This window comes from Pseudomonas protegens CHA0, assembly GCF_000397205.1.
Classification (GTDB): domain Bacteria; phylum Pseudomonadota; class Gammaproteobacteria; order Pseudomonadales; family Pseudomonadaceae; genus Aquipseudomonas; species Aquipseudomonas protegens.
On the sequence record NC_021237.1, the window covers coordinates 1,979,385 to 2,005,009 of the forward strand.

Annotated in this window: 25 protein-coding genes, 6 tRNA genes and 1 pseudogene; 23 read left to right on the forward strand and 9 right to left on the reverse strand. The window is 64.2% G+C overall.

Going from position 1 to position 25,625, the window contains the following annotated elements; genetic code table 11:
* Positions 1-4: 4 nt before the first annotated feature.
* Together PFLCHA0_RS08930 and PFLCHA0_RS08935 are read right to left on the reverse strand one after the other, a co-directional pair.
* The gene (locus PFLCHA0_RS08930) at positions 5-1,045 is read right to left on the reverse strand and encodes a sensor histidine kinase (protein ID WP_015634685.1); all 1,041 of its coding nucleotides are present in this window, start codon (positions 1,043-1,045) and stop codon (positions 5-7) included.
* On the reverse strand, positions 1,045-1,809 hold the full coding sequence (locus PFLCHA0_RS08935; RefSeq protein ID WP_011060083.1) for a response regulator: 765 nt from the start codon (positions 1,807-1,809) through the stop codon (positions 1,045-1,047). The genes PFLCHA0_RS08930 and PFLCHA0_RS08935 overlap by 1 nt, the downstream gene beginning before the upstream one ends.
* A gap of 317 nt (positions 1,810-2,126) precedes the next feature.
* Between PFLCHA0_RS08935 and pyrF the strand changes: the two genes are divergently transcribed.
* Positions 2,127-2,828 (forward strand): orotidine-5'-phosphate decarboxylase, encoded by a 702-nt coding sequence (gene pyrF, locus PFLCHA0_RS08940; RefSeq protein WP_015634686.1) that lies wholly within the window; start codon positions 2,127-2,129, stop codon positions 2,826-2,828.
* 105 nt (positions 2,829-2,933) lie between these two features.
* Here pyrF and PFLCHA0_RS08945 read toward each other — a convergent pair whose 3' ends face one another.
* Positions 2,934-3,938: an NADP-dependent oxidoreductase gene (locus PFLCHA0_RS08945; protein ID WP_041752029.1), complete on the reverse strand. Its 1,005-nt coding sequence runs from the start codon at positions 3,936-3,938 to the stop codon at positions 2,934-2,936.
* Positions 3,939-4,175: 237 nt separating this feature from the next.
* On the opposite strand from PFLCHA0_RS08945, the gene PFLCHA0_RS08950 reads away from it, so the two are divergent.
* The 3 genes and pseudogenes from PFLCHA0_RS08950 (at position 4,176) to PFLCHA0_RS32275 (ending at position 7,083) form a co-directional block, all read left to right on the forward strand.
* The gene (locus PFLCHA0_RS08950; protein ID WP_011060086.1) at positions 4,176-4,937 is read left to right on the forward strand and encodes an SDR family oxidoreductase; all 762 of its coding nucleotides are present in this window, start codon (positions 4,176-4,178) and stop codon (positions 4,935-4,937) included.
* Between the two features lie 214 nt (positions 4,938-5,151).
* Positions 5,152-6,222: pseudogene (locus PFLCHA0_RS32270) on the forward strand (HAMP domain-containing protein); the annotation flags it as partial.
* Positions 6,220-7,083 carry a methyl-accepting chemotaxis protein gene (locus PFLCHA0_RS32275; protein WP_370059478.1) on the forward strand — a complete coding sequence of 288 codons (864 nt, stop codon included), beginning with the start codon at positions 6,220-6,222 and terminating at the stop codon, positions 7,081-7,083. The pseudogene PFLCHA0_RS32270 and the gene PFLCHA0_RS32275, both read left to right, overlap by 3 nt.
* 63 nt (positions 7,084-7,146) lie before the next feature.
* Here the strand turns inward: PFLCHA0_RS32275 and PFLCHA0_RS08960 are convergent, their stop codons facing one another.
* Positions 7,147-7,905, reverse strand: coding sequence for a hypothetical protein (locus PFLCHA0_RS08960; RefSeq protein WP_015634689.1), 759 nt, complete (start codon positions 7,903-7,905; stop codon positions 7,147-7,149).
* Positions 7,906-8,284: 379 nt separating this feature from the next.
* On the opposite strand from PFLCHA0_RS08960, the gene PFLCHA0_RS08965 reads away from it, so the two are divergent.
* From PFLCHA0_RS08965 to PFLCHA0_RS08990, 6 genes are all read left to right on the forward strand, one after another.
* Positions 8,285-8,360: transfer RNA gene (locus tag PFLCHA0_RS08965), tRNA-Glu, on the forward strand.
* 2 nt (positions 8,361-8,362) lie between these two features.
* Positions 8,363-8,438 (forward strand) — tRNA-Gly (locus PFLCHA0_RS08970).
* Between the two features lie 105 nt (positions 8,439-8,543).
* Positions 8,544-8,619: transfer RNA gene (locus PFLCHA0_RS08975), tRNA-Glu, on the forward strand.
* A 3-nt stretch (positions 8,620-8,622) separates the two neighbouring features.
* A tRNA-Gly gene (locus tag PFLCHA0_RS08980) sits at positions 8,623-8,698 on the forward strand.
* A 104-nt stretch (positions 8,699-8,802) separates the two neighbouring features.
* Positions 8,803-8,878, forward strand: a tRNA-Glu gene (locus PFLCHA0_RS08985).
* 3 nt (positions 8,879-8,881) lie between these two features.
* Positions 8,882-8,957, forward strand: a tRNA-Gly gene (locus tag PFLCHA0_RS08990).
* A 121-nt stretch (positions 8,958-9,078) separates the two neighbouring features.
* Here PFLCHA0_RS08990 and PFLCHA0_RS08995 read toward each other — a convergent pair.
* On the reverse strand, positions 9,079-9,711 hold the full coding sequence (locus PFLCHA0_RS08995; protein ID WP_015634690.1) for a LysE family translocator: 633 nt from the start codon (positions 9,709-9,711) through the stop codon (positions 9,079-9,081).
* Between the two features lie 41 nt (positions 9,712-9,752).
* Positions 9,753-10,379, reverse strand: coding sequence for an alanyl-tRNA editing protein (locus PFLCHA0_RS09000; protein ID WP_015634691.1), 627 nt, complete (start codon positions 10,377-10,379; stop codon positions 9,753-9,755).
* Between the two features lie 89 nt (positions 10,380-10,468).
* On the opposite strand from PFLCHA0_RS09000, the gene PFLCHA0_RS09005 reads away from it, so the two are divergent.
* Positions 10,469-11,422, forward strand: coding sequence for a LysR family transcriptional regulator (locus tag PFLCHA0_RS09005; RefSeq protein ID WP_019095144.1), 954 nt, complete (start codon positions 10,469-10,471; stop codon positions 11,420-11,422).
* Positions 11,423-11,528: 106 nt separating this feature from the next.
* Here PFLCHA0_RS09005 and PFLCHA0_RS09010 read toward each other — a convergent pair whose 3' ends face one another.
* Entirely contained in the window at positions 11,529-11,936 is a 408-nt protein-coding gene (locus tag PFLCHA0_RS09010) for a PA2817 family protein (RefSeq protein ID WP_011060092.1), read from the reverse strand.
* Positions 11,937-12,022: 86 nt separating this feature from the next.
* Positions 12,023-14,470 carry an acyl-CoA dehydrogenase gene (locus PFLCHA0_RS09015; RefSeq protein ID WP_015634693.1) on the reverse strand — a complete coding sequence of 816 codons (2,448 nt, stop codon included), beginning with the start codon at positions 14,468-14,470 and terminating at the stop codon, positions 12,023-12,025.
* 214 nt (positions 14,471-14,684) lie between these two features.
* Here PFLCHA0_RS09015 and PFLCHA0_RS09020 point away from each other — a divergent pair, with 214 nt between their 5' ends.
* From PFLCHA0_RS09020 to PFLCHA0_RS09035, 4 genes are all read left to right on the forward strand, one after another.
* Complete coding sequence (locus PFLCHA0_RS09020) at positions 14,685-15,344, forward strand: transglutaminase-like domain-containing protein (RefSeq protein WP_011060094.1); 660 nt, start codon at positions 14,685-14,687, stop codon at positions 15,342-15,344.
* Positions 15,345-15,386: 42 nt separating this feature from the next.
* Complete coding sequence (locus tag PFLCHA0_RS09025) at positions 15,387-16,010, forward strand: glutathione S-transferase family protein (protein WP_011060095.1); 624 nt, start codon at positions 15,387-15,389, stop codon at positions 16,008-16,010.
* Positions 16,011-16,142: 132 nt separating this feature from the next.
* The gene (locus tag PFLCHA0_RS09030) at positions 16,143-17,075 is read left to right on the forward strand and encodes an ABC transporter ATP-binding protein (RefSeq protein ID WP_011060096.1); all 933 of its coding nucleotides are present in this window, start codon (positions 16,143-16,145) and stop codon (positions 17,073-17,075) included.
* On the forward strand, positions 17,072-17,851 hold the full coding sequence (locus tag PFLCHA0_RS09035) for an ABC transporter permease (RefSeq protein ID WP_011060097.1): 780 nt from the start codon (positions 17,072-17,074) through the stop codon (positions 17,849-17,851). The genes PFLCHA0_RS09030 and PFLCHA0_RS09035 overlap by 4 nt, the downstream gene beginning before the upstream one ends.
* Before the next feature lie 53 nt (positions 17,852-17,904).
* Here PFLCHA0_RS09035 and PFLCHA0_RS09040 read toward each other — a convergent pair whose 3' ends face one another.
* Positions 17,905-18,420, reverse strand: coding sequence for a DUF2062 domain-containing protein (locus PFLCHA0_RS09040; RefSeq protein ID WP_015634695.1), 516 nt, complete (start codon positions 18,418-18,420; stop codon positions 17,905-17,907).
* Between the two features lie 139 nt (positions 18,421-18,559).
* Here PFLCHA0_RS09040 and PFLCHA0_RS09045 point away from each other — a divergent pair, with 139 nt between their 5' ends.
* The 8 genes from PFLCHA0_RS09045 to murB all read left to right on the forward strand — a co-directional run bounded on the left by PFLCHA0_RS09045 (position 18,560) and on the right by murB (position 25,415).
* The gene (locus PFLCHA0_RS09045) at positions 18,560-20,791 is read left to right on the forward strand and encodes a DNA internalization-related competence protein ComEC/Rec2 (protein ID WP_015634696.1); all 2,232 of its coding nucleotides are present in this window, start codon (positions 18,560-18,562) and stop codon (positions 20,789-20,791) included.
* 102 nt (positions 20,792-20,893) lie between these two features.
* Positions 20,894-21,529, forward strand: a complete 636-nt coding sequence (locus PFLCHA0_RS09050; RefSeq protein ID WP_011060100.1) for a MotA/TolQ/ExbB proton channel family protein — start codon at positions 20,894-20,896, stop codon at positions 21,527-21,529.
* Positions 21,526-21,954: an ExbD/TolR family protein gene (locus tag PFLCHA0_RS09055; RefSeq protein ID WP_011060101.1), complete on the forward strand. Its 429-nt coding sequence runs from the start codon at positions 21,526-21,528 to the stop codon at positions 21,952-21,954. Before PFLCHA0_RS09050 ends, PFLCHA0_RS09055 begins: the two co-directional genes overlap by 4 nt.
* The gene (gene lpxK, locus PFLCHA0_RS09060) at positions 21,954-22,964 is read left to right on the forward strand and encodes a tetraacyldisaccharide 4'-kinase (RefSeq protein ID WP_015634697.1); all 1,011 of its coding nucleotides are present in this window, start codon (positions 21,954-21,956) and stop codon (positions 22,962-22,964) included. The genes PFLCHA0_RS09055 and lpxK overlap by 1 nt, the downstream gene beginning before the upstream one ends.
* A gap of 24 nt (positions 22,965-22,988) precedes the next feature.
* Positions 22,989-23,174, forward strand: coding sequence for a Trm112 family protein (locus PFLCHA0_RS09065; protein ID WP_011060103.1), 186 nt, complete (start codon positions 22,989-22,991; stop codon positions 23,172-23,174).
* Complete coding sequence (kdsB, locus tag PFLCHA0_RS09070; protein ID WP_011060104.1) at positions 23,171-23,935, forward strand: 3-deoxy-manno-octulosonate cytidylyltransferase; 765 nt, start codon at positions 23,171-23,173, stop codon at positions 23,933-23,935. Before PFLCHA0_RS09065 ends, kdsB begins: the two co-directional genes overlap by 4 nt.
* Positions 23,935-24,399 (forward strand): low molecular weight protein-tyrosine-phosphatase, encoded by a 465-nt coding sequence (locus tag PFLCHA0_RS09075; protein WP_015634698.1) that lies wholly within the window; start codon positions 23,935-23,937, stop codon positions 24,397-24,399. The genes kdsB and PFLCHA0_RS09075 overlap by 1 nt, the downstream gene beginning before the upstream one ends.
* Positions 24,396-25,415 (forward strand): UDP-N-acetylmuramate dehydrogenase, encoded by a 1,020-nt coding sequence (gene murB / locus PFLCHA0_RS09080; RefSeq protein WP_011060106.1) that lies wholly within the window; start codon positions 24,396-24,398, stop codon positions 25,413-25,415. Before PFLCHA0_RS09075 ends, murB begins: the two co-directional genes overlap by 4 nt.
* The last annotated feature ends 210 nt before the right edge of the window (positions 25,416-25,625 follow it).

Below are 25,625 nucleotides of genomic sequence, written 5' to 3' on the forward strand. Positions count from 1 at the left end.
GCGCTCAAGGCCTGGGTAGACGCAATACCGCGGTCAGGCCGCCGCCGGGGGTTTCTTCGAGGATCAGTTGGCCGCCCAGGCGCTCCGCTGCTTCTCGGGCGATGGTCATGCCCAGGCCGACGCCGCCGGAGTTGCGGTTGCGCGAGCCTTCCAGGCGAAAGAATGGCTCGAACACCGCTTCACGCTTGTCGGCGGCAATCCCCGGGCCGTGGTCGATGACCCGGATCAGCAGTTGCCCGCGGTCGTCCTCCAGGGCCAGGGTTGCCTGGCCGGCGTAGCGCAGGGCGTTGTCCAGCAGGTTGTTGAGGCATGACTGCAACGCCATGGGTTGCACCAGCAGCGGCGCGCAATGGCCCTGGGCCTGAGCGTCGGCGCCCTGGTCCTGGGCGTTCTCGCACAGCGACTCCACCAGGGCCTGCACGTCCATCCATTGCTCGGCCTCGCTGGTGCGTTGTTCGTGCAGGTAGCTGAGGGTGGCGTCGAGCATCTTGATCATGTCGTCCAGGTCCTGGCGCATCTGCCCTTGCAGCTTGCTGTCCTCGATCTGCTCCAGGCGCAGTTTCAGCCTTGATAACGGGGTGCGCAGGTCGTGGGAGACGGCACCGAGCATGCGCCCGCGTTGCTGCACCTGCTCGCGGATGCGTTTCTGCATCTGGTTGAAGGTGCTGGCCGCTTGCCGGGCTTCCCTTGGGCCCACCTCTTCCAGGGGCGGGCTGTCGAGGTCTTCGCTCAAACGCTCGGCGGCGGCGCTCAGGCGCTGGATCGGCCGCGACAACAGCTTGGCGCCGTACCAGGCAGCGATGATCAGGGAGATGAACTGGAACGTCAGGGGCACCAGCGGGCCGCCGAACCAGGGCCGTGGCGGGCGCCTTGAATAAGGGGGCGGCGGCTGGCCATTGATCAACTGCGCCGAATCGGGAGGGGGCGGCGGCGGGGGCGGGCCGTAGTGGTGAAACCAGAAGAACGCCAGCAGGTGGGCGAGGACGATCGCGATCAGCAGGACGCCGAACAGGCGGCCGAACAGCGTATCGAACCGCCCGCGCATCAGCCGATGTCCCGGGCGTCGAACAGGTAGCCTTCACCGCGCACGGTCTTGATCAGTTGCGGCGACTTCGGATCGTCGCCGAGCTTTTGCCGCAGGCGCGAGACCAGCAGGTCGATGCTGCGATCAAAGGCCTCGATGGATCGGCCGCGGGCGGCGTCCAGCAATTGTTCGCGGCTCAGTACCCGGCGCGGGCGCTCGATGAACACCCAGAGCAGGCGGAACTCGGCGTTGGACAGCGGCACCACCAGGCCATCGGCGGAAATCAGTTGGCGCAGCACGCTGTTCAGGCGCCAGTTGTCGAAGCGGATATTGGCCCGCTGCTCGCTGCGATCGTCGCGCACCCGGCGCAGGATGGTCTGGATCCGGGCCACCAGTTCCCGTGGCTCGAAAGGCTTGGCCATGTAGTCGTCGGCCCCCAGCTCCAGGCCGATGATGCGATCGGTGGGCTCGCAGCGGGCGGTGAGCATGAGGATCGGGATGTCCGATTCGGTACGCAGCCAGCGGCACAGGGACAGGCCGTCTTCGCCGGGCAGCATCAGGTCCAGCACCACCACGTCGAAGTGCTCGGCCTGCAGGGCCTGGCGCATCGCCGCGCCGTCGGTGACGCCGCTGGCGTGAATGTTGAAACGCGCCAGGTAGTCGATCAGCAACTCGCGGATCGGCACGTCGTCGTCGACGATCAGGGCCCGGGTGTTCCAGCGTTTGTCGTCGCCACTGACCAATGCTTTGGCGTCTTCGTTGAGAGGAGCTGAAGTGTTCTGCATGGGTGCGGTCGTCTGCCAGGTAGGCTGCCGGCGCCTTAGGGCGGCGGCGGGGTTGTGGCTTCAGCATAGGCGTCCGGCCCGGGGGCTGGAAGTGCTGTTCGAAGGTGTTGCGGCTGGCGAGGGTAGCGCCGGGGATTGTTGCCCACGTGTCGTCAGTGTATCGAGGTTGATACAAATGCCGTGGCGTGGGGGAGCGATTGCCGGGGCAATCGGCCTTCTTGCGCACCGTTGAGGAGGATTTACCTCTGATCGGGTCCCGGAGCGGCGCGGCTTGCGCTACAATCCGCGCCGATTTCGACTTGCCTGAGAGCCCCTTCATGTCCGCCTGCCAGACTCCTATCATCGTCGCCCTGGATTTCCCCACCCGTGACGCCGCACTGAAACTGGCCGATCAACTGGACCCCAAACTGTGCCGGGTCAAGGTCGGCAAGGAGCTGTTCACCAGCTGCGCCGCCGAGATTGTCGGGACCCTGCGGGACAAGGGTTTCGAAGTGTTCCTGGACCTGAAGTTCCACGATATTCCCAACACCACCGCCATGGCGGTCAAGGCCGCCGCGGAAATGGGCGTGTGGATGGTCAACGTGCACTGCTCCGGCGGCCTGCGCATGATGGCTGCCTGCCGCGAAGTGCTGGACCAGCGCAGCGGCCCCAAGCCGTTGCTGATCGGCGTCACCGTGCTTACCAGCATGGAGCGTGAAGACCTTGCCGGTATCGGCCTGGACATCGAGCCCCAGGAGCAGGTGCTGCGCCTGGCTGCCCTGGCGCAGAAAGCCGGCATGGACGGCCTGGTGTGCTCGGCCCTGGAAGCCCAGGCCCTGAAGAGCGTCCATCCGTCCCTGCAACTGGTGACCCCGGGGATTCGCCCGGCGGGCAGCGCCCAGGACGACCAGCGGCGGATCCTCACCCCGCGCCAGGCCCTGGATGCCGGCTCCGATTACCTGGTGATCGGTCGCCCCATCAGCCAGGCGGCAGATCCGGCCAAGGCCCTGGCCGACGTCGTGGCCGAACTGGCCCTGTAACACGCTTCTTCTTGTAGGAGCCGGCTTGCCGGCGATAGCGGTTTTGCGGTTGGCGGCCCTTTCCGGCCGCCGTTGCGGATCGCCGACAAGCCGGCTCCTACGGATTCAGACTTTCAGTATCAGCTTGCCGAAGTTCTCGCCGCTGAACAGCTTGCCCAGGGTTTCCGGGAAGGTTTCCAGGCCCTCGACAATATCCTCCTTGCTCTTGAGCTGTCCCTTGGCCATCCAGCCGGCCATTTCCTGCCCGGCTTCGGCGAACTGCGCGGCATAGTCCATCACCACGAACCCCTCCATGCGCGCCCGGTTGACCAGCAGCGACAGGTAGTTGGCCGGCCCCTTGACCGCCTCCTTGTTGTTGTACTGGCTGATGGCGCCGCAGATCACCACCCGCGCCTTGACGTTCAGGCGGCTGAGCACGGCATCGAGGATGTCGCCGCCGACGTTGTCGAAATACACATCGACGCCTTTGGGGCACTCGCGCTTGAGGCCGGCGTGGACGTCTTCGTTCTTGTAGTCGATGGCGCCGTCAAAACCCAGCTCGTCGATGAGGAACCGGCACTTGTCCTGGCCGCCGGCAATCCCCACCACGCGGCAGCCCTTGATCCTGGCGATCTGCCCGGCAATGCTGCCCACCGCGCCGGCGGCCCCGGACAGCACCACGGTGTCGCCGGCCTTGGGCGCGCCCACGTCCAGCAGGGCGAAGTAGGCGGTCATGCCCGTCATGCCCAGGGCTGACAGGTAGAGCGGCAGCGAGGCCAGCTTGGGGTCGACCTTGTAGAAGCCCCGGGGCTCGCCGAGGAAGTAGTCCTGCACGCCGAGTGCACCATTGACGTAGTCGCCCACCGCGAAACCGGGGTGGCTGGAGGCGATCACCTGGCCCACGCCCAGGGCGCGCATGACCTCGCCGATGGCCACCGGGGCAATGTAGGACTTGCCCTCGTTCATCCAGCCGCGCATGGCCGGGTCCAGGGACAGGTACTGGTTCTGCACCAGGATCTGCCCGGCGGCGGGCTCGCCCACTGCCACTTGCTGGTAGGTGAAGGTATCGCGGGTGGCCGGTCCGATGGGGCGTTTGGCGAGCAGGAACTGGCGATTGGTCAGGGCGGTCATGGCAGGCACTCGTGGGATGAATGAACCCCTAGTTGATAGCCCCTTGGCCTCGGTGCCGCAAGGTTTGCCGCTGCAGCGAATGGAGGCCAATCGATCGCCCTGATAAAGCCCCCGGCAGATTCATCACCAGAATGCATGAGCATCCAACCGGGCTTTTGATAGTGCTGACGCCACCAGCCCCGGCTGTGGCTAGATTGGGCCGGGTAGCTGACCCGCATTCGATCGAGGATTCCTGCAATGAGCATGACGTTTTCCGGCCAGGTGGCCCTAGTGACCGGCGCAGCCAATGGTATCGGCCGGGCCACCGCCCAGGCATTTGCCGCACAAGGCTTGAAGGTGGTGGTGGCGGACCTGGACACGGCGGGGGGCGAGGGCACCGTGGCGCTGATCCGCGAGGCCGGTGGCGAGGCGCTGTTCGTGCCGTGCAACGTTACCCTGGAGGCGGATGTGCAAAGCCTCATGGCCCGCACCATCGAAGCCTATGGGCGCCTGGATTACGCCTTCAACAATGCCGGTATCGAGATCGAAAAGGGCCGCCTTGCGGAGGGCTCCATGGATGAGTTCGACGCCATCATGGGGGTCAACGTCAAAGGGGTCTGGCTGTGCATGAAGTACCAGTTGCCGCTGCTGCTGGCCCAGGGCGGTGGGGCGATCGTCAACACCGCCTCGGTGGCGGGCCTGGGCGCGGCGCCGAAGATGAGCATCTATGCGGCCTCCAAGCATGCGGTGATCGGCCTGACCAAGTCGGCGGCCATCGAATATGCGAAGAAGAAAATCCGCGTGAACGCGGTATGCCCGGCGGTGATCGACACCGACATGTTCCGCCGTGCCTACGAGGCGGACCCGAAGAAGGCCGAGTTCGCCGCGGCCATGCACCCGGTGGGGCGCATCGGCAAGGTCGAGGAGATCGCCAGTGCGGTGCTCTACCTGTGCAGCGATGGCGCGGCCTTTACCACCGGCCATGCACTGGCGGTCGACGGCGGGGCCACCGCGATCTGATGCCGATGGCCGGGGCCCGATGGAATCGACCTCCAGTGTCCTGAAAACGACCTCGGCGTAGCTTTTTGCCATTATTCCGATGTCAGAGACTTGTGCGCCGGTGCATGCCGTTGCGACCCTTCGCCAAGACAAGATGGCCCTATTGCCATTGGGGATTGGAAGGGGACTGCGCACCATGACTTCGGCCGCAAGTGGACGTTTTGCCAACCTGGGCATGGCAAAGAAACTGGGTATCGGGTTTGCCCTGGTGTTGCTCCTAACCGCTCTGGTGGCGGGGATCGGTGTCTGGTCCCTGCAGACCATCAGCCAGCGCTTCGATGGCCTCAAGCAGATGTCCCAGCTCAATAGCGGCGTGCTCAAGGTGCGGCTGCAGGAGCAGGACTACGCCCTGCATGGCGACAGCAAGACCGTGGACAGCCTGCATGAAAGCCTGGAAGGCCTGCAGGCCCTGGCCCAGCAGCTCAAGGTGCGGTCGGCGGCCAACCAGACCGCGATGGGCGATGTGGAGCAGGCGCTGGCGGACTATCGCAAGGCCTTCGACGAGTTCGTCGAGCTGACCCAGGCCAAGGACCTGGCCCTGGAAATGGCCAGTTGGTCGGTGTCCAGCGTGGCCAATAACCTGGACGTGCTGCAGGCGGGGCTGGCGGATGACGGTGCCTATACGCTCAAGGAATCCCAGGGCAAGGATGGTGCCGAATTCATCGAGCAGGCCAATCAGATCAGCCAGGTTTCACGCCTGATGCTGCAGGCCATGAATGAGGCCCGGTTGCGTCTGGATCAGAACCGCAAGGGCGGCGACCAGGAGCCCGCCGAGCAGGGCAAGATCGAGCAGGCCGATCAGGCCCTGGCCCAGGCCGAGCAGTTGAAGGCCACGGTCAAGGATGCGGGCTATCAGACGGTGCTCAACGAAGTCTCGGGGCATATCGGCAACTTCAGCGAGAAGCTCAACGAGTACACCGGGTTGCTGGCCCAGGAGAAGCAGGTCTATCAGCAGTTGCATGAGCGCGCCGCCCAGGTGATGGCGCGGGTTGATCAGGCGTACGGGGCGCAAGAGCATTCGATGCTGGGGGAACTGGACAAGAACTCCCTGCTGATCATCGGCTCCTCGGCCCTGGCGCTGTTGGTGGGGCTGTTGGCGGCCTTGAGTGTCACCCGCCTGATCGTGCGCCCGTTGCGCAGTGTGATGCACGTGGCTCAGCAGATTGCCGCCGGTGATCTGACCGCGACCGTGGAGGTGACCCGACGTGACGAGATCGGTCAGTTGATGCAGGCCATGCAGCAGATGGGCAGCGGCCTGAGCGGCATTGTCAGTGGCCTGCAGGCGGGGATCGAGCAACTGGCCAGTTCGGCTCAGTCGCTGTCCACGGTGACCGAGCAGACCAACCTGGAAGTCAGCACCCAGAAGGAAGAAACCGAGCAAGTGGCCACGGCCATGAATCAGATGACCGCCACGGTGCACGATGTGGCGCGCAATGCCGAGGAGGCCGCCCAAGCCGCCCAGGCGGCGGACGACAAGGTCGAAAGTGGCCAGCAAGTGGTGCGCCAGAGCATGCAGCGCATTGAGCAACTGGCGGATTCCGCCAGCCGTGCCAGCAGTGGTATCGAGAGCCTGAGCGCGGAAATCGACAACATCGGTAGCGTGCTGGATGTGATCAAGAGCGTGGCCGAGCAGACCAACCTGCTGGCCCTCAACGCCGCTATCGAAGCCGCTAGGGCCGGGGAGCAGGGCCGGGGGTTTGCGGTGGTGGCCGATGAAGTGCGAGCCCTGGCGAAACGCACGCAGCAGTCCACCGAAGAGATCGCCCGGTTGGTGACGGCTCTGCACGCAGCGGCCGACTCCTCGGTGCAGCAGATCCAGAGCAGTGGCGAGCTGGTGAAGCTGGCGGTCAGCGATGCCCTGCAGACCGAAAGCGCCCTGGGCAGCATTGCCGCGGCGGTGTCATTGATCCAGCAGATGAACCAGCAGATCGCCGCTGCGGCCGAGCAGCAGAGTTCGGTGGCCGAAGAGATCAACCGCAGTGTCACCAGCATTCGCGCCAGTGCCGATCAGTCGTCCCTGGCGATGCAGGGCAACGCCGCGTCGAGCATCGAGCTGGCGCAGTTGGGCGTGGAACTGAAGGGGATGGTGGGGCATTTCCGCTTGTAGCGGCGGGGAGGGCGCAGCGTTCTAAAACCCTTGCCCGGGTGTTCCGGGCAAGGGTTTTTTCTGTCAGTCGTAGATGGCTTTCTTTTTCCAGTCGGCGTCGGCTTCCACGGTCTTGAGGCCCTGGGTTAGCTGGTTGTCTTCGTCCGGGGCAGGTTCCAGGGTCGACAGCACCATGGCATTGGCCCGGGCCAGGAGTTTGTCCAGGTATTCAAGTTGCTCCTTGTAGACCGCCGGGTCCGGCTGCTTGCGCAGGTACTGCACGCCACGCTCGAAGGCCAGCCGGGCCTGGCCCGGCTGGTTCTGCTGCAGGGCGTACTGGCCCAGGTTGTTGAAGAACTCGATATGCAGCAGCACCAGGATGTGGCGGATCTCCTTGATCCAGCGCTTGGCCTCGTTGGGCTGCAGGAAACCGTCGTGGGCGGCGCGAGTGACCTGGCCGTGCATGGCCTCCAGCAGGAAGCGCACGTCCTTGGCCTTGGCTTCGGTCTGGATCGGTGCCGGTGGGTTGTTCACCGGGATCGACTCGCCCTGGCCCACCAGGGTATTGAGCTCAGCCAGGCGAGCCTTGAGGGCGCTGTCGGTTTTATCGAGGTTGAGCATGCGCTGAACGACGTTCAGCTCCAGGCGCGTCAGCAGCAGCTTGAGGGCCGGTGACATGAACTGGCCGGGGAAGGTTTCGGTGATCTCGCCGCAACGACGCAGGCGATCATTGAGTTCGACCTTGGTGCGGGCTTTTTCCAGTTTGTTGTTTTCCACCACATGGTTCATGTAGCCAATGGCGATCAATAGTGCGATCCCGGCTATTACCAGCAGGGTGATCATGAGTGGTGTCACCGTTAAAACCTCGTTATGGGATTCGCGTGCGAGTGTAGTGGCTTGGCATTTAGACGCATAGCGCCGCTCGACGAGCCGGGCATGGATTGTGCTGCTTATATAGGTGGCATTTGCCTCGGGGGATCCCAGGGTTCAAATTGCCATCACCGGCTGTGGAGGACTATAACGCCTTGTCGAGTGCCAGAATATAGGCGTCAAAGCGCGGACGGCAGAAAACCCTGAAGCGGGCCTAAAACAGCTCCGAAGTCATTGATTTAAATAAAATTATATCTGGGGGTTGACGGCCTCCCAAAGCATCCATAGAATGCGCGCCACTTTCAACGGAAAGCAAATAGCAAAACGTTGAAGGAAGTGAATGCTGTAGCGTGTCCCCTTCGTCTAGTGGCCTAGGACACCGCCCTTTCACGGCGGTAACAGGGGTTCGAGTCCCCTAGGGGACGCCATTGCGGGAATAGCTCAGTTGGTAGAGCACGACCTTGCCAAGGTCGGGGTCGCGAGTTCGAGTCTCGTTTCCCGCTCCAATTTTAAACAGTCTGGCTTTCGGGCGAGGCTGAGTGAAACCAGAACCAAAGTCTTCGGATGCGGCTCTGGACACCGAAACACACACCATGTGTTCCGGGTAGCGTGTCCCCTTCGTCTAGTGGCCTAGGACACCGCCCTTTCACGGCGGTAACAGGGGTTCGAGTCCCCTAGGGGACGCCATTTGCGGGAATAGCTCAGTTGGTAGAGCACGACCTTGCCAAGGTCGGGGTCGCGAGTTCGAGTCTCGTTTCCCGCTCCAATTTAAGCAGCACTGCCTTCGGGCAGGGCTGAGTGAAACCAGAACCCGAGTCTTCGGACGCGGCTCTGGGCGCCGAAACATACACCATGTGTTGCGGTTAGCGTGTCCCCTTCGTCTAGTGGCCTAGGACACCGCCCTTTCACGGCGGTAACAGGGGTTCGAGTCCCCTAGGGGACGCCATTTGCGGGAATAGCTCAGTTGGTAGAGCACGACCTTGCCAAGGTCGGGGTCGCGAGTTCGAGTCTCGTTTCCCGCTCCAAATTCACAAGAACGCCGCTCATTGAGCGGCGTTTTTGTTTGCCTGCGATTCAACGCTGCAGCCAGTGCCCAGAAAAAAGGCCCGCCAGTACACCTGCGCGGGCCTTTGTCGTTTGCCTTGCCTACAGTGACAGCAGCAACCGCCCGGCGAACAGCAGCAGGATCAGCCCCATGCAGCGCTCGAACCAGTGCCCCAGGCGCATGAACAGCAAGCGCACCCGAGAGCTGGAGAAGAACAGCGCGACGATCACGAACCACAGCGCATTCACCAGGCACATCCAGGCGCCATATAGGGCCTGGATGCTCAGTGGGGTGGTGGCGCTGACCAGGGTGGTGAAGATCGCCAGAAAAAACAGCGTCGCCTTGGGGTTGGTGGCGTTGGTCAGAAACCCCGTGGTAAAGGCTCGCAGTAAGGTCTGTTGGGGCTCATCGGTGGGCGCCTCGCCGGGAAGGCTGGTCTTGGCCTTGCTGCGCAGCAGGCTGATACCCAAGTACAGAATGTAGGCACCGCCCAGCAGCTTGGCCGCGCTCAGCAACCAGGGCGTAGCGTGCATCAGGGCGCCCACCCCCAGCAGGGTGTAGAGCACGTGCACCGAGATGCCGGCGCCGATGCCCAGGGCGGTACAGACCCCGGTCATGCGGCCAAAGCGCACGCTCTGGCGGATGGTCACGGCAAAATCCGGCCCGGGAGCGACCACCGCGAGAAAGTGAACCAGGGCCAGGGCGAGGAACTCGCCAAGATAGTTGGAGAGCATGCGGACTCCGCAAAGCAGGGTGATTGAGTGGCAGGCCGTTTTCAGTCGAGGCTATAGCTGACCGAAAGGGTGCCTTTCTTGAGTGAGACCGCGGTGATGAGCACCGCGCCCAGCTGCTGCAGGTGGCTGACGTGGGTGCCGCCGCAACCATAGGCCGGCAGTTGGCCAAAGCTGATCTGGCGCGAACCGTCCGCCATTGTGCTATGCCGTTCCAGGTCGGCCTCTATCCACTGCGCAATCGCGTCCTGCACGCTGGCGCCGTCGATCTCCCGGGGCTGCTCTGCCGGTTTGAACGACACCCGGCCTTCACCTGGCCAGTGATGGGCCTTGATCGGTATCCAGCCCTGGCTTTGCACGAAGTGGCCGATCAGGTGCCCGGCGGAGTGCATGCGGCTGTTGAACAGGCGCGCGGCCTCATCGACCCGGGCCTCGAAAATGCCCGGCTCCAGCGGCTGGTCCAGGTAATGCACGATCTGCTCGCCTTCCTGGGCCACCCGCAGAACGGCGGCCTGGCCGATCCAGCCGGTATCGCTGGGCTGGCCGCCACCCTGGGGGTGGAAGGGCGTGGCGTTGAGGGTGACCGCGAATTGCTGTTCGTGGGGGATGCAGCTCAGGACCTCGACGGAGGTCAGTAACTGGTCATTGTCGTAATACAGGCGCCGCGTCATTTCTCTAACCCTGGAATTCAGTGTTTTTTTATTATGCGGCCTGGGCAATTGCGTGATAATCCGTTCGAAACTCAATGGACTATTGCGTCATGAGCATAAATCTACCCCTGCCTTTGCTGGCAGAAATGGCCATTTTCGTCAGGGTCGTGGAGACCGGCAGCTTCTCCGAGGCGGCACGCCAGCTGGGCTCCTCGCCTTCGGCGGTCAGCCGCAGCATCTCGCGCCTGGAAAAGGCCCTGGCCACCCGGTTGTTGCAGCGCACCACACGCAAGTTGCGCTTGAGCGACGGTGGCGAAGAGGTGTTCAAGCGTTGCAGTGAAATGGTCAGTGCGGCCCGTTCGGTGATGGAGGTCAGCGGCCAGTTCACCCACGAAGCCGAAGGCGTGGTGCGGGTCAGCGTGCCCAAGGCGGTGGGGCGTTTCGTGGTGCACCCGCACATGCCGGAGTTTCTGCGGCGCTATCCCCTGGTCGATGTGGAACTGCTGCATGAGGACCGCGATGTCGACCTGATCGACGACAACGTCGACCTGGCGATCCGCATCACCGATCGCCCGCCGCCCGGGTTGATCGGCCGCCAGCTGTTGCGCATCGATCACCTGCTCTGCGCCACCCCGCAGTACCTGGCCGAGCACGGTACCCCGGCCCATCCCCAGGACCTGCGCCAGCACAGTTGCATCTACCTGGGCGAGACCCCCAGCGATGCGCGCTGGAAATTCACCCAGGGCAGCAAGGCGGTCACGGTGGGGGTGCGCGGGCGCTATGCGGCCAACCACACCGGGGTGCGCCTGGATGCGGTGCTGCAACACCTGGGGATCGGCAGCCTGCCGTACTTCACCGCGCGCCATGCCCTGGAGCAGGGGCTGATCGTCCAGGTGCTGCCGGAGTGGACCTTCCTGGCCTCTTACCACGGCGGTGCCTGGCTGCTGCATTCACCGACCCGTTACCTGCCGCCCAAGTTGCGGGTTTTCATCGACTACCTGGTGGAGTGCCTGGCCAAGGAGCCGACCCTCAACCGCCCGGGCAAAGCGGAACGCCCGCTGTAGGAGCTGGCTTGCCAGCGAATTCTCTGACAAGCCGGCGCTAAAAGGCGCCCATGAAAAAGGCCCGCCGGGCGAACCGTGCGGGCCTTGGTTGCGCCGGGCGCAGTGATCAGTGCTTGCTGTCCTGGGCAGAAAGCGCCAGCAGCTGCTTTTCCTGGTTCCAGTCGAAGGGCTCGTCGTTCTGCTCGGCTTCGAAACGGCGCTCTTCCAGGGCCTGGTACAGGTCGATTTCTTCATCGGGCATGTAGTGCAGGCAGTCACCGGCGAAGAACCACAGCAGGTCACGAGGCACCAGGTGGGCGATCTGCGGGTAGCGCTGCATGATCTGGCACAGCAGGTCCTGGCCCAGGTATTGGCTTTCGATCGGGTCGATCGGCAGCGAGGCGCGCAGTTCGTCGAAGCGCTCCAGGAACAGCGCATGGCTTTCCTCGGGCACCTGTTCGGCTTCACCTACGGCGACCAGGATGCTGCGCAGGTGGTCCAGCAGGACGAGATGATCGGCGACGATGTTGGACATGACAGGGTCCTCAAGAGCAAAACGGGCGCGGGAGTATATAGCTCCCGCGCCCGGTTTCATAATCGACCTGCCCCGAAGGCGGCCGTCTAGCGGGTCTTGCCTTCGCTTAGGGTCAGCTCCTCCTTGGCAAAATCATCCACATCGATGACCTTGCGCCGCGCCGCCTCGGCCTCGTGCAGGCTCTGGGCCTCGGCGGCCTGCAGCACGCCGGCTTCCAGCGCCGCGTCGATGGCCGATTCGCCGGCAGCCGGTTTGACCTGGCCGCTTTTCAGCGCTTCGTGGAGCTTCTTGTGCAACGGGTGCACGGCGCTCAGCAGGTTGCTGGCATGTTGCAGGGCGCCCACCGGGTCGTCCTTGGATTGCGGGCGGTAGCAGCCGGCAAGCACCGCTTCCAGGGCCGGATCGCCCTGGGCTCGACCGATGATCGCCGCCACTTCGGCATCCAGCTGGTCCGATGGCCCGGTATGGCGACGGCCGAAGGGGAACACCAGCACCCGCAGCACGCAACCGAACACCCGGTTGGGGAAGTTGCTGAGCAACTCGTCCAGGGCCCGTTCGGAATGCCCGAGGCTCTCTTCCATGGCCCAGGCCAGCAGGGGGCGCAGGTATTCCGGGGAGTCCAGGTCGTGGTAGCGCTTGAGCGCTGCCGACGCCAGGTACAGGTGGCTGAGCACATCCCCCAGGCGGGCGGAAAGGCGCTCGCGGCGTTTGAGTTCGCCCCCCAGCAGCATCATCGAGAAGTCCGCCAGCAGGGCGAAGGCCGCGGCCTGGCGGTTCAGGGCACGGAAGTAGCCCTGGCTGACCTTGTCTCCCGGAACGTGTTCGAAGTGGCCCAGGCCGAGGTTCAGCACCAGGGTGCTGGCGGCGTTGCTCACGGCGAAACCTATGTGCTTGAGCAGCAGGGCGTCGAACTCCTGCAGCGCCTGGTCGTGGTCTTCGCGACCGGCCAGGGCCATTTCCTTGAGCACGAATGGATGGCAGCGGATTGCCCCCTGGCCGAAGATCATCAGGTTGCGCGAAAGGATGTTGGCGCCTTCCACGGTGATGAAGATCGGCGCTCCTTGCCAGCTGCGGCCCAGGTAGTTGTTGGGGCCCATGATGATGCCCTTGCCGCCGTGCACGTCCATGGCGTGGCTGATGCACTCGCGGCCGCGCTCGGTGAGGTGGTACTTGAGGATCGCCGACAGCACCGAGGGTTTTTCCCCCAGGTCCACGGCGTTGGCAGTGAGCATGCGTGCACTGTCCATCAGCCAGGCATTGCCGCCGAGGCGGGCCAGAGCCTCCTGGATGCCCTCGAAGGCGGCGAGGGGCACGTTGAACTGCTCCCGCACCTGGGCGTACTGGCCGGTCACCAGGCTGGTGAATTTGGCGGCGCCGGTGCCCACCGCGGGCAGGGAGATCGAACGGCCCACGGACAGGCAATTCATCAGCATCATCCAGCCCTTGCCGAGCATTTCCTGGCCGCCGATGAGGAAGTCCAGGGGAATGAACACGTCCTTGCCGGAGTTCGGGCCGTTCATGAAGGCCGCGCCCAGGGGCAGGTGGCGGCGGCCGATGTCCACCCCGGGGGTGTCGGTGGGGATCAGTGCCAGGCTGATACCCAGGTCTTCCTGGTCGCCCAGCAGGTGGTCCGGGTCATGGGCCTTGAAGGCCAGGCCGAGCAGGGTGGCCACCGGGCCCAGGGTGATGTAGCGCTTTTCCCAGTTCAGGCGCAGGCCCAGGGTTTCTTCACCCTGCCATTGGCCTTTGCAGATGATCCCGGTGTCGGGCATGGCCCCTGCATCGGAGCCGGCCAGGGGGCCGGTGAGGGCGAAGCAGGGAATGTCGTCGCCCCGGGCCAGCCGCGGCAGGTAGTGATTGCGCTGTTCGTCGGTGCCGTAGTGCAGCAGCAGTTCGGCCGGGCCCAGGGAGTTGGGCACCATCACGGTGGAGGCCAGGTCGCCGCTGCGGGTGGCCAGCTTCATGGCCACCTGGGAGTGGGCGTAGGCCGAGAAGCCCTTGCCGCCGAACTCCTTGGGAATGATCAGGGCAAAGAAACCGTGCTCCTTGATGTGGGCCCAGGCTTCGGCCGGCAGGTCCATGTGCTGGCCGATCTGCCAGTCGCTGACCATGGCGCACAGCTCCTCGGTCGGGCCGTCGATGAACGCCTGCTCTTCTTCGGTCAACTGGGCCTTGGGGTAGGCCAGCAAGGTATTCCAGTCGGGGCGGCCACTGAACAGCTCGCCGTCCCACCAGACGGTGCCGGCATCGATGGCATCGCGCTCGGTTTGGGACATCGGCGGCAGAACCTTCTGGAACCAGCTGAACAGCGGCGCACTGAAATACTTGCGCCGCAGATCGGGCAGCAGCAGAGGGGCGGCGACCGCTGCCAGCAGCACCCAGAAAATCAGCAGCAGCCAGCCGGGGGCACGGCTAAAGGCGCCCATGGCCAAGAGGTAGATGGCGACCACGCCCAGGGCGGGCAGGGGGGCGGTACGGCGATGGGCCAGGTAGGCCACTGCGAGCACCAGAACCAGTATCCACAACAACAGCATATTCAATCCTCCGTGAAACCAGGGGTGAAATCACCCTCAGAGCGTAGTCGGCCTTCGACAGCGCGGGTGAGCAGGGCAGTGCGGGTGCAATGAAAGTCTGTATCTTGCGGGCCAGGCCCGGTTGATCGTGGGGGCCATGATCTTTGGCCGATACGTCGTTATCACTGGGGCGGACGCCTCGATAGACTCAGGCTTCCTCTCGGAGGTCATGCCCATGCACGAGTACCTGCGTCCCAGCCGCTTCATCGATAGTGACCACCCGGCGGTGGTGGAGTTCGCCGAAACTCATCGCGGTGCCAGCCGCGATCCCCGACAGCAAGCCGTCAGCCTCTATTACGCGGTGCGCGAGGCCGTACGCTACAACTTCTACAGTTTCAGCCGTGATCCCCAGACCTTGCGCGGCAGCCATGCCCTGGCCACCGGCGAGAGCTATTGCGTGCCCAAGGCCACCTTGCTCGCCGGTTGTGCCCGGCATTGCGGGATACCGGCGCGCATCGGCCTGGCCGATGTGCGCAATCACCTGTCCACACCCAGGCTGCTGGAGCTGCTGCGCAGCGATGTGTTCGCCATGCACGGCTACACCGAGTTCTATCTGCAGGGGCGTTGGGTCAAGGCTACGCCGGCGTTCAACCGGCAATTGTGTGAAATGTTCGATGTGGCGCCGCTGGATTTCGACGGCCTGGAGGACAGCGTTTTCCAGCCTTTCAATCGCCAGGGCGAACAGTCGATGGAGTACCTGGTGGACCACGGGCAGTTTGCCGACGTGCCGCAGGAGCTGTTTTTCGGCCACCTGGAAAAATGCTACCCGCACCTGTTCGACGCGCAGCAGCCGCAAGTGCTGGCAGACCTGCGCGGCGATTTGAGTCGCGGCTGATCAGGCGTAGACTGCCCCGGCATTCATTACTGAGGGATGGTCATGCTGAAGATCTGGGGTCGCAAGAACTCGTCGAATGTCAGGAAGGCACTCTGGTGCGCGCAGGAACTGGGGCTCGCCTATGAGTCCCTGGACGCCGGCGGCGCCTTTGGGGTGGTGGACACCCCGGCGTACCGGGCGCTGAACCCCAATGGCCGGATTCCACTGATTGAAGACGGCGACTTCGTGCTCTGGGAGTCCAATACCATCGTGCGCTACCTGGCTGCGCGCTACGCCGCCGATAGCCACTGGTACCCGGCCGACGTGCAACTGCGGGCCAGCGCCGAGAAGTGGATGGACTGGACCACCTCGACCTTCGCTGAACCCTTCCGGCATCTGTTCTGGGGTGTGTTGCGCACCCCGGCCGAGCAGCAGGACTGGGCGCAGATCAACGCCGCCAAGGCCACGTGTGCCGAGCTGCTGGCGCGGGTCGATCAGGCCCTGGGCGAGCAGCCTTACCTGTCCGGGCAGGAGATCGGCGTGGGCGACATTCCCCTCGGCAGTTTCATCTACGCTTGGTTCGAGATGCCCATCGAGCGTCCTTCCATGCCCCATCTGCAAGCCTGGTATGAGCGCTTGAAACAGCGCCCGGCCTATCGCCAGGCCGTGATGACCGCGTTGACTTAATACCCACTATCGATACGGGTGACTGTACTTGCACGACGCAGGCACGCAACATGGCGGGCGTCCGGCGTCGTTGCAATCGGCTCGGGCCGCCCTTACTTATAAAATTCCCCCTTCTTGGTGCATGAATCCGATATGAGTTCCGCTCTGTCCATCCGGCAGCTAACCAAAACCTACGGCAACGGTTTCCAGGCCCTGAGTGGTATCGATCTGGATGTCGCCGAAGGTGACTTTTTCGCCCTGCTCGGCCCTAACGGGGCCGGCAAATCCACCACCATCGGCATTCTCTCGACCCTGGTGAACAAGACCAGCGGTACGGTGAGCGTCTTCGGCCACGACCTGGATCGTGAGCCGGCGGCGCTCAAGCGTTGCATCGGCGTGGTGCCGCAGGAATTCAACTTCAACCAGTTCGAGAAAACCTTCGACATCGTCGTGACCCAGGCCGGCTACTACGGCATTCCGGCGAAGATCGCCAAGCAGCGCGCCGAGCAGTACCTGACCCAGCTCGGCCTGTGGGACAAGCGCGATGTGCCTTCGCGTTCCCTGTCCGGTGGCATGAAGCGGCGCCTGATGATCGCCCGCGCGCTAGTGCATGAACCGCGCCTGTTGATCCTTGACGAACCTACCGCCGGGGTCGATATCGAGCTGCGCCGTTCCATGTGGAGCTTTCTCACCGAGCTCAACCAGAAAGGCATCACCATCATCCTCACCACCCACTACCTGGAAGAGGCTGAGCAGCTGTGCCGCAACATCGGCATCATCGACCACGGCACCATCGTCGAGAACACCAGCATGCGCCAGTTGCTCAGCCAGCTGCATGTGGAGACTTTCCTCCTCGACCTGAAGAACGACCTGAGCGTGGCGCCGCAACTGGCCGGCTATCCGACCCGGCTGGTGGACAGCCATACCCTGGAGGTCCAGGTGGACAAGGCCGTGGGCATCACCGCGCTGTTCGGCCAACTGGCCCTGCAGAACATCGAGGTGCTGAGCCTGCGTAACAAAACCAACCGTCTTGAGGAGTTGTTCGTGTCCCTGGTGGAGAAGAATCTGTCGAAGGTGGCGGTATGAGTTCGGAGTTCAAACCCAACCTGGTGGCGCTCAACACCATTGTCTATCGCGAAGTCCGGCGCTTCACCCGGATCTGGCCGCAGACCCTGCTGCCCCCGGCCATCACCATGGTCCTGTACTTCGTCATCTTCGGTAACCTGATCGGCCGGCAGATCGGCGACATGGGTGGTTTCACCTACATGGAGTACATCGTCCCGGGGCTGATCATGATGTCGGTGATCACCAACTCCTACGGCAACGTGGTATCGAGCTTCTTCGGCAGCAAGTTCCAGCGCTCCATCGAGGAGTTGATGGTCTCGCCGTTGTCGCCCCATACCATTCTCATCGGCTACACCTTGGGCGGGGTGCTGCGGGGGCTGATGGTGGGGGTCATCGTGACGCTGCTGTCGCTGTTCTTCACCACGCTGCAGGTGCACCACCTGGGCATCACGGTGCTGGTGGTAGTGTTGACCGCGACCATCTTCTCGCTGCTGGGCTTCATCAACGCAGTCTTTGCACGCAACTTCGACGATATCTCGATCATCCCGACCTTCGTGCTGACGCCCCTGACCTACCTGGGCGGGGTGTTCTACTCGATCAACCTGCTGCCGCCGTTCTGGCAGACGGTGTCCCTGGCCAACCCGGTGCTGCACATGGTCAACGCCTTCCGTTTCGGCATCCTCGGGGTGTCGGATATCAAGATCAGCATCGCCATTACCTTCATGCTGGTGGCCACCCTGGTGCTGTATATCGGTTGCGCGCGGCTGCTGGTGAGCGGGCGCGGCATGCGTCAGTAAATGCCTTTAGTGCGTTATGCAAACGGCCTCCCTCGGGAGGCCGTTTTCGTTGGTCACTGCCGTTGCTGCTTGCGCCTGGACCATTGGCGCGCGACCCACCAGCGCCAATAGAGCATGGTCAGGCAATAGGCAGTGGCCCCCAGCACCAGCCCGGCCACCACCGAGCCGAGGAGGAAGGGTTGCCACAGGGTTGCCAGCTGGCTGCTGATCCACTCCCAGGTCAGCTCGTCGGGCAGGGTGCGCGGCGGCACGTTCATCAGCCAGGCCCCCAGTTGGTAGGTGCAGAAGAACACCGGCGGCATGGTGATGGGGTTGGTCAACCAGACCAGGCTGACACTGATGGGCATATTGCCGCGCAGCCAGATGGCCAGTACCGCAGCCAGCAACATCTGCATTGGAATGGGAATAAAGGCGGCGAACAGGCCCACGGCCATGGCCCGGGCCACCGAGTGTCGATTGAGGTGCCAGAGGTTGGCGTCATGCAGCAGGGTGCCGAGAAAGCGTAAGGACTTGTGTTCCCGGATGCTGGTCGGATCTGGCATGTAACGTTTGAATAAGCGCCGGGGCATAAGGCTTCTCGGTCGGGTCAGGCGACGATTATGACCGGATTCTAGTCGGCGAAAATTCAGACATTGTGACAAATGATAAAGCCGCGCTGCTCATCCTCGACTAAGCCAAGAGTATGAACTCCCAAGGAGGGGCGGGCGGATGCGTAGCGCAATGCTGGCGCTGGCTGCGGGGCTGCTGGCGCTGGGTTTCATGCCGGCCTTGCCCCCAGGCTGGCTGCTGCTGTGTATGGCGATACTGGCCTTGATGCTGTTGCCGTTTCGTACACATCCGGTGGCATTTTTCCTGTTCGGTTTCACCTGGGCCTGTGTCTCCGCGCAGTCGGCCCTTGATGATCGCCTGGCGCCGCGCCTGGAGTCACAGACCCGCTGGCTGGAGGGGCGGGTGAGCGGCCTGCCGGAGCAGGCGGGCGGCGTGGTGCGTTTCGAGCTGGAAGATGCCCAGGCCCGCCGTGAGCGGCTGCCCCGGCGCATGCGCCTGGCCTGGCATGAGGGCCCGGCGCTCAAGAGTGGCGAGCGCTGGCGGCTGGCGGTCAAGCTTCGCCAGCCGATGGGTTTGTTGAATCCCCAGGGCTTCGATTACCAGGCCTGGCTGCTGGCGCGCCGTATCGGCGCCACCGGCACGGTCAAGGCCGGGCAGTTACTGGCACCGGCCCCGCAGGCCTGGCGGCAAGGCTTGCGCCAGCGCTTGCTAGAGGTCGAGGCTCAGGGACGCGGTGCGGGGCTGGCGGCGCTGGTGATGGGCGACGGTTCCGGCCTGACGCGGCAAGACTGGCAGCTGTTGCAGGACACCGGCACCGTCCACCTGATGGTGATTTCCGGGCAGCACATCAGCCTGCTGGCTGGGGTGATCTATTTCTCGGTGGCCGGGCTGGCCCGCCATGGTCTCTGGCCCGAGCGCTTGCCGTGGTTGCCCTGGGCCTGTGCCCTGGCCTGGCTCGGCGCCCTGGGCTACGGCCTGCTGGCGGGGTTCGATGTGCCAGTGCAGCGCGCCTGTGTGATGGTCGCCCTGGTACTGCTCTGGCGCATGCGCTTTCGCCATCTGCGGGCCGGCTGGCCCCTGCTGCTGGCGTTGAATGCGGTGTTGCTGGCCGAGCCGCTGGCCAGCTTGCAGGCGGGGTTCTGGCTGTCCTTTGCCGCAGTGGCAATCCTGATCTTGATCTTTGCCGGGCGCCTGGGGGCGTGGAGCTGGTGGCAGGGCTGGACCCGGGCCCAATGGTTGATCGCCATTGGCTTGCTGCCGCCGTTGCTGGCTCTGGGGCTGCCTATCAGCCTCAGCGGGCCGCTGGCCAATTTGCTGGCGGTGCCCTGGATCAGCTTTCTGGTGTTGCCGCCGGCTTTGCTCGGCAGCCTGCTGCTGGCGGTGCCTTATGTGGGTGAGGGCCTGTTGTGGCTGGCCGGTGGATTGCTGGACGGGTTGTTCCGCTTGCTCGGATTGATTGCCGGTGGGTGGCCGGCCTGGGTGCCGCCGCAGATCCCTCTGTGGCTATGGGGCATGAATGCTCTGGGCTGCCTGTTGCTGCTGTTGCCCAGGGGCGTGCCCATGCGGGTTCTGGGTTGGCCGCTGTTGCTGCTGGCGGTCTGGCCACCCCTGGCGCGCGTGCCCGAAGGCGAGGTGGAGGTCTGGCAGCTGGATGTGGGGCAGGGCCTGTCATTCATCCTGCGTACCCGTGATCACGCCCTGCTGTATGACGCTGGCGCGCGGGTCGCCGAGTTCGACCTGGGAGAGCGAGTGGTAGTGCCGACCCTGCACAGGCTCGGCATCCGGCGGCTGGACCTGATGCTGCTCAGCCATGCCGACAACGACCATGCCGGTGGCGCCCAGGCGGTGCAGCGCGCAATGCCCGTGGGCGAGGTCCGCGGTGGCCAGCCCGACGCCTTGCCCGCGGGCCTGCAGGCAAGGCCTTGCGACAGTGGGCTGAGCTGGGTGTGGAATGGCGTGCGCTTTCGCCAGTGGCAATGGGTGGCGGCGACCGACGGCAATCAGGCCTCGTGCGTGCTCCAGGTCGAGGCTGCCGGCGAGCGCTTGCTGCTCACCGGGGACATCGACGCCCGTGCCGAGCGAGCCTTGCTCGACAGCCCGCTGGCGGTGCGGACCCACTGGCTGCAGGCCCCCCATCACGGCAGCCGTACCTCTTCATCCATGGCCTTGCTGCAGCGGCTGGCCCCCGACGCGGTGCTGATTTCCCGTGGGCGGGGCAATGCCTTCGGCCACCCCCATCCTCAAGTGCTGGCACGCTATCGGCGCCTGGACATGGCAATTTATGACAGTGCCGAACAGGGCGCTCTGAGGCTGCAACTGGGGGCCTTCGGGGCGGCGCATGGCCTTCGCGAGCAGCGGCGATTCTGGCGTGAGCCGCCCGCAATGCCTTAAATAACCGTGGGTTATTAAAGCCTGTGAGCATGCGACATCACGGTCTTCGGTGCGTCCGGCCCCTATGTTAGAGTGGCGCACTTTTTCGAGGGGGCTGTCACTGTGTGGGAATTGGTCAAATCCGGCGGCTGGATGATGTTGCCGATCATTCTGAGTTCCATTGCTGCCGTGGGCATCATTGCCGAGCGTCTGTGGACCCTGCGGGCCAGCCGTGTCACCCCGCCCCACCTGCTGGGGCAGGTCTGGCGCTGGATCAAGGACAAGCAGCTGAACAAGGAAAAGCTCAAGGAACTGCGCGCCGATTCGCCCCTGGGCGAGATTCTGGCGGCGGGCCTGGCCAACTCCAAGCATGGCCGCGAGATCATGAAGGAATGCATCGAAGAGGCTGCCGCCCGGGTCATCCATGAGCTGGAACGCTACCTCAACGCCCTCGGCACCATTGCCGCCATGGCACCGCTGCTGGGGCTGCTGGGCACCGTGCTGGGCATGATCGACATCTTCAGTTCGTTCATGGGCTCGGGCATGACCACCAACGCGCACATCCTCGCAGGCGGTATTTCCAAAGCCCTGATCACCACCGCCGCCGGCCTGATGGTGGGCATTCCCTCGGTGTTCTTCCACCGCTTCCTGCAACGCCGGGTCGATGAACTGGTGGTGGGCATGGAGCAGGAGGCGATCAAGCTGGTGGAAGTGATCCAGGGCGACCGCGATGTCGATCTGGCCGAGGGCAAAGCGTGAAATTCCGTCGCAAGCCCCGGGAAACCGTGGACATCAACCTGGCGTCGTTGATCGACGTGGTGTTCATCCTGCTGCTGTTCTTTGTTGTCACCACCACCTTCACCCGGGAAACCGAGCTGCGGGTCGACCTGCCGGAAGCGGTCAGCGGCTCGCCGGCCGAAGACCAGCAGGTCAAGCAACTGGATATCGCCATCAGCGCCGACGGCGTGTTTTCGGTGAACAACCAGGTCCTGCCCAAAAATGACCTGGAGACCTTGATCGAGGCCCTGCAGAAGGAGTCGGCGGGCGACACCAACCTGCCGCTGTCCATCAGCGCCGATGGCAAGACCCAGCATCAAGCGGTGATCACTGCCATGGATGCAGCCGGCAAGCTCGGTTTCAGCCACCTGCGCATGACCACCGTCGAGGCGGACCCGGCACCCTGATGGCACTTTCCGATCGCCTGCTCAATGCCTGGTACAACGGCCACCCCGCGCTGAAACTGCTGCGCCCCCTGGAATGTCTGTATCGCCGAGTGGTGACGGGCAAGCGCCAGCGCTTTCTTGCCGGTGAGGGGGCGATCTATCAACCACCTGTGCCGCTGATCGTGGTGGGCAACATCACCGTCGGCGGCACCGGCAAGACGCCGTTGATCCTGTGGCTGGTGGAGCACTGCCAGCGCCTCGGGTTGCGGGTCGGGGTGGTCAGCCGCGGCTACGGTGCCAAGCCGGCGCAACTGCCCTGGCGCGTCAGCGCCGAAGATTGCGCCGCGGTGGCCGGTGATGAGCCGCTGCTGATCGTCCAGCGCTGCGGCGTGCCGCTGATGATCGACCCGGATCGCGGCCGCGCGGTACAGGCCCTGTTGGCCGCCGAGCCGCTGGACCTGATCCTGTCCGACGACGGCCTGCAGCACTACCGCCTGGCCCGTGACCTGGAGCTGGTACTGATCGATGCCGCCCGCGGCCTGGGCAACCGCCGCTGCCTGCCTGCCGGGCCGCTGCGCGAGCCGGCGGAGCGTTTGCAGAGCGTCGACGCGGTGCTCTACAACGGCGCAGTTGATGACCGTGACGAGGGGTTCGCCTTTCATCTCAAGCCCTCGGTGCTGGTCAACCTGCGCAGTGGCGAGCGCCGTGCGCTGGAGCATTTCGCCCCCGGCCAGGCGCTGCATGCGGTGGCGGGCATCGGCAATCCCCAGCGTTTCTTCAACACCCTTGAAACGCTACACTGGCGGCCTGTTCCCCATGCATTTGCCGATCACGCTCAATACAGTGCGCAGGCCTTGACCTTCACCCCGTCATTGCCGCTGGTCATGACCGAGAAAGATGCGGTCAAGTGCCGGGCTTTCGCGGCAGACGACTGGTGGTACCTGGCGGTCGATGCCCAGCCTTCGCCGGCCTTCGTCGCCTGGTTCGACACCCAGTTGATGCGCCTGCTGCCTGATCGTCTGCTGCCTTAATTCGCTTTTATCCAGGGAATCCTCATGGACACCAAACTGCTCGACATCCTCGCCTGCCCGATCTGCAAAGGCCCCCTCAAACTCAGCGCCGACAAGACCGAGCTGATCAGCAAGGGCGCGGGCCTTGCCTATCCGATTCGCGATGGCATCCCGGTGATGCTGGAAAGCGAGGCGCGCACCCTGACCACCGAAGAGCGCCTGGACAAATGAGCAGCGCCTTTACCGTTGTCATTCCGGCGCGCTACGCCTCCACTCGCCTGCCAGGCAAGCCGCTGCAACTGATCGCCGGCAAGCCGATGATCCAGTGGGTCTGGGAACAGGCGCGCAAGAGCAGCGCCGAGCGGGTCGTGGTGGCCACCGATGATCAGCGCATCGTCGAGGCCTGCCAGGGCTTTGGCGCCGAGGCGCTGCTGACCCGGGAAGATCACAACTCCGGCACCGACCGGCTGGCGGAAGTTGCCGCCCAGCTGGGCCTGGCCGCGGATGCGATCGTGGTCAACGTACAAGGCGACGAGCCGTTGATCCCGCCGTCGGTGATCGATCAGGTGGCGGCCAACCTGGCAGCCCACACCGAAGCGCGCATGGCCACCCTGGCCGAGCCGATCGAGGACGTGCAGACCCTGTTCAACCCCAATGTGGTCAAGGTGGTCAGCGACCTCAACGGCCTGGCCCTGACCTTCAGTCGCGCCACCTTGCCCTGGGCCCGGGATGCCTTTGCCCAGAGTCGTGAGCAACTGCCCGAAGGCGTGCCTTATCGCCGTCACATCGGCATCTATGCCTACCGCGCCGGCTTTCTTCACGACTTCGTCAGTTGGGGCCCGTGCTGGCTGGAAAACACCGAATCCCTGGAGCAACTGCGTGCCCTGTGGCATGGCGTGCGGATCCACGTGGCCGACGCCCTGGAAGCACCGCCTACCGGCGTCGATACCGCCGAAGACCTTGAGCGCGTTCGGCGCCTGCTGGAGGCCTGATGCGGGTTCTGTTCGTCTGCCTGGGCAATATCTGCCGCTCGCCCACCGCCGAAGGCGTGCTGCGCCGCAAGTTGCACGAGGCCGGCCTGGGTGACCAGGTGCAAGTCGCCTCTGCGGGCACCAGCGACTGGCACATCGGCAAGGCCCCGGACAAGCGCAGCCAGCAGGCTGCCTTGCGGCGCGGCTACGACCTGTCGGCGCAACGGGCGCAGCAGGTCGGCAGCGCCGATTTCGCTGCCTATGACCTGATCTTCGCCATGGACCAGAGCAACCTGCGCAACCTCAAGGCTCTGCAACCGGCTCGGGGCAAGGCCGAGCTGGACCTGTTCCTGCGTCGCTACGAGGCGGCGCTGGATGAAGTGCCGGATCCGTACTACGACGGCGAGCAGGGTTTCGAGCAGGTGCTGGACCTGATCGAGGATGCCTGCGACCGGCTAGTGGTCGAATTGAAGGGGCGGCTATGACCCTGGACATTCAGGCCGATGTGTCCCTCAAGCCGTTCAACAGCTTCGGGGTCGAGGTCAAGGCGAAGTGGTTTGCCCAGGCCCATAGCGACGACGAGGTACGCGAGGCCCTGGCCTATTGCGCTACCCACCAGTTGCCGCTGCTGGTGATCGGCGGCGGCAGCAACCTGCTGCTGACGGCGGATATCCAGGCCCTGGTGCTGCGCATGGCCACTCGTGGCATTCGCCTGCTCAGCGATGACGGGCAGCGGGTGGTGGTCGAGGCCGAGGCCGGGGAAACCTGGCATCCCTTTGTCCAGTGGACCCTGGAGCAGGGCCTGTCCGGGCTGGAGAACCTGAGCCTGATTCCCGGCACCGTCGGCGCCGCACCGATGCAGAACATCGGCGCCTATGGGGTGGAGATCAAGGATGTGTTCGCCGGCCTGACCGCCCTCGATCGGCAGACCGGCGAGCTGCGGGAATTCGACCTGGCGCAGTGTCAGTTCGCGTACCGCGACAGCCTGTTCAAGCATCAGGCCGGTCGCTGGTTGATCCTGCGGGTGCGCTTTGCCCTGAACCGTGTCGATCACCTGCACCTGGAATACGGTCCGGTGCGCCAGCGCCTGAGCGAGCAGGGCATCGAACAGCCGACGGCCAGCGATGTCAGCCGGGCGATCTGCAGCATCCGCAGCGAGAAGCTCCCGGACCCTGCGGTGCTGGGCAATGCCGGCAGCTTCTTCAAGAACCCGGTGGTGCCGGCGGCACTGGCGGCGCAGATCAAGCAGTCGCATCCGGGGCTGGTGGGTTACCCCCAGGCCGATGGGCAGGTGAAGCTGGCGGCCGGTTGGCTGATCGAACAGGCGGGCTGGAAGGGCTTTCGCGAGGCGGATGCCGGGGTCCATCGCTTGCAATCGCTGGTGCTGGTCAACTATGGCGGCGCCAGCGGCCTGCAGTTGCTGGAACTGGCGCGGCGGATCCAGCGCGATATCGCCGAGCGTTTCAGTGTCGAGCTGGAGATGGAGCCCAACCTCTATTAGCGAGAGCCGGCTTGCGGTGGATAGCAAAAAGCCTTGCCTGGCTGACGTTCGGGCAAGGCTTTTTTGTTAATTGCGGCTTAACTTAGCAGGCTAAGAATCAGCTTTCTGCTGTTCCCGAAGGCCCGGTGAAGCCTGTCTTCACAAGAGAGCCCGATTAGCCTGAGCCGATCTGCGTGCACCGTAGCGGCGGTACTGCACGGCGGATGACTC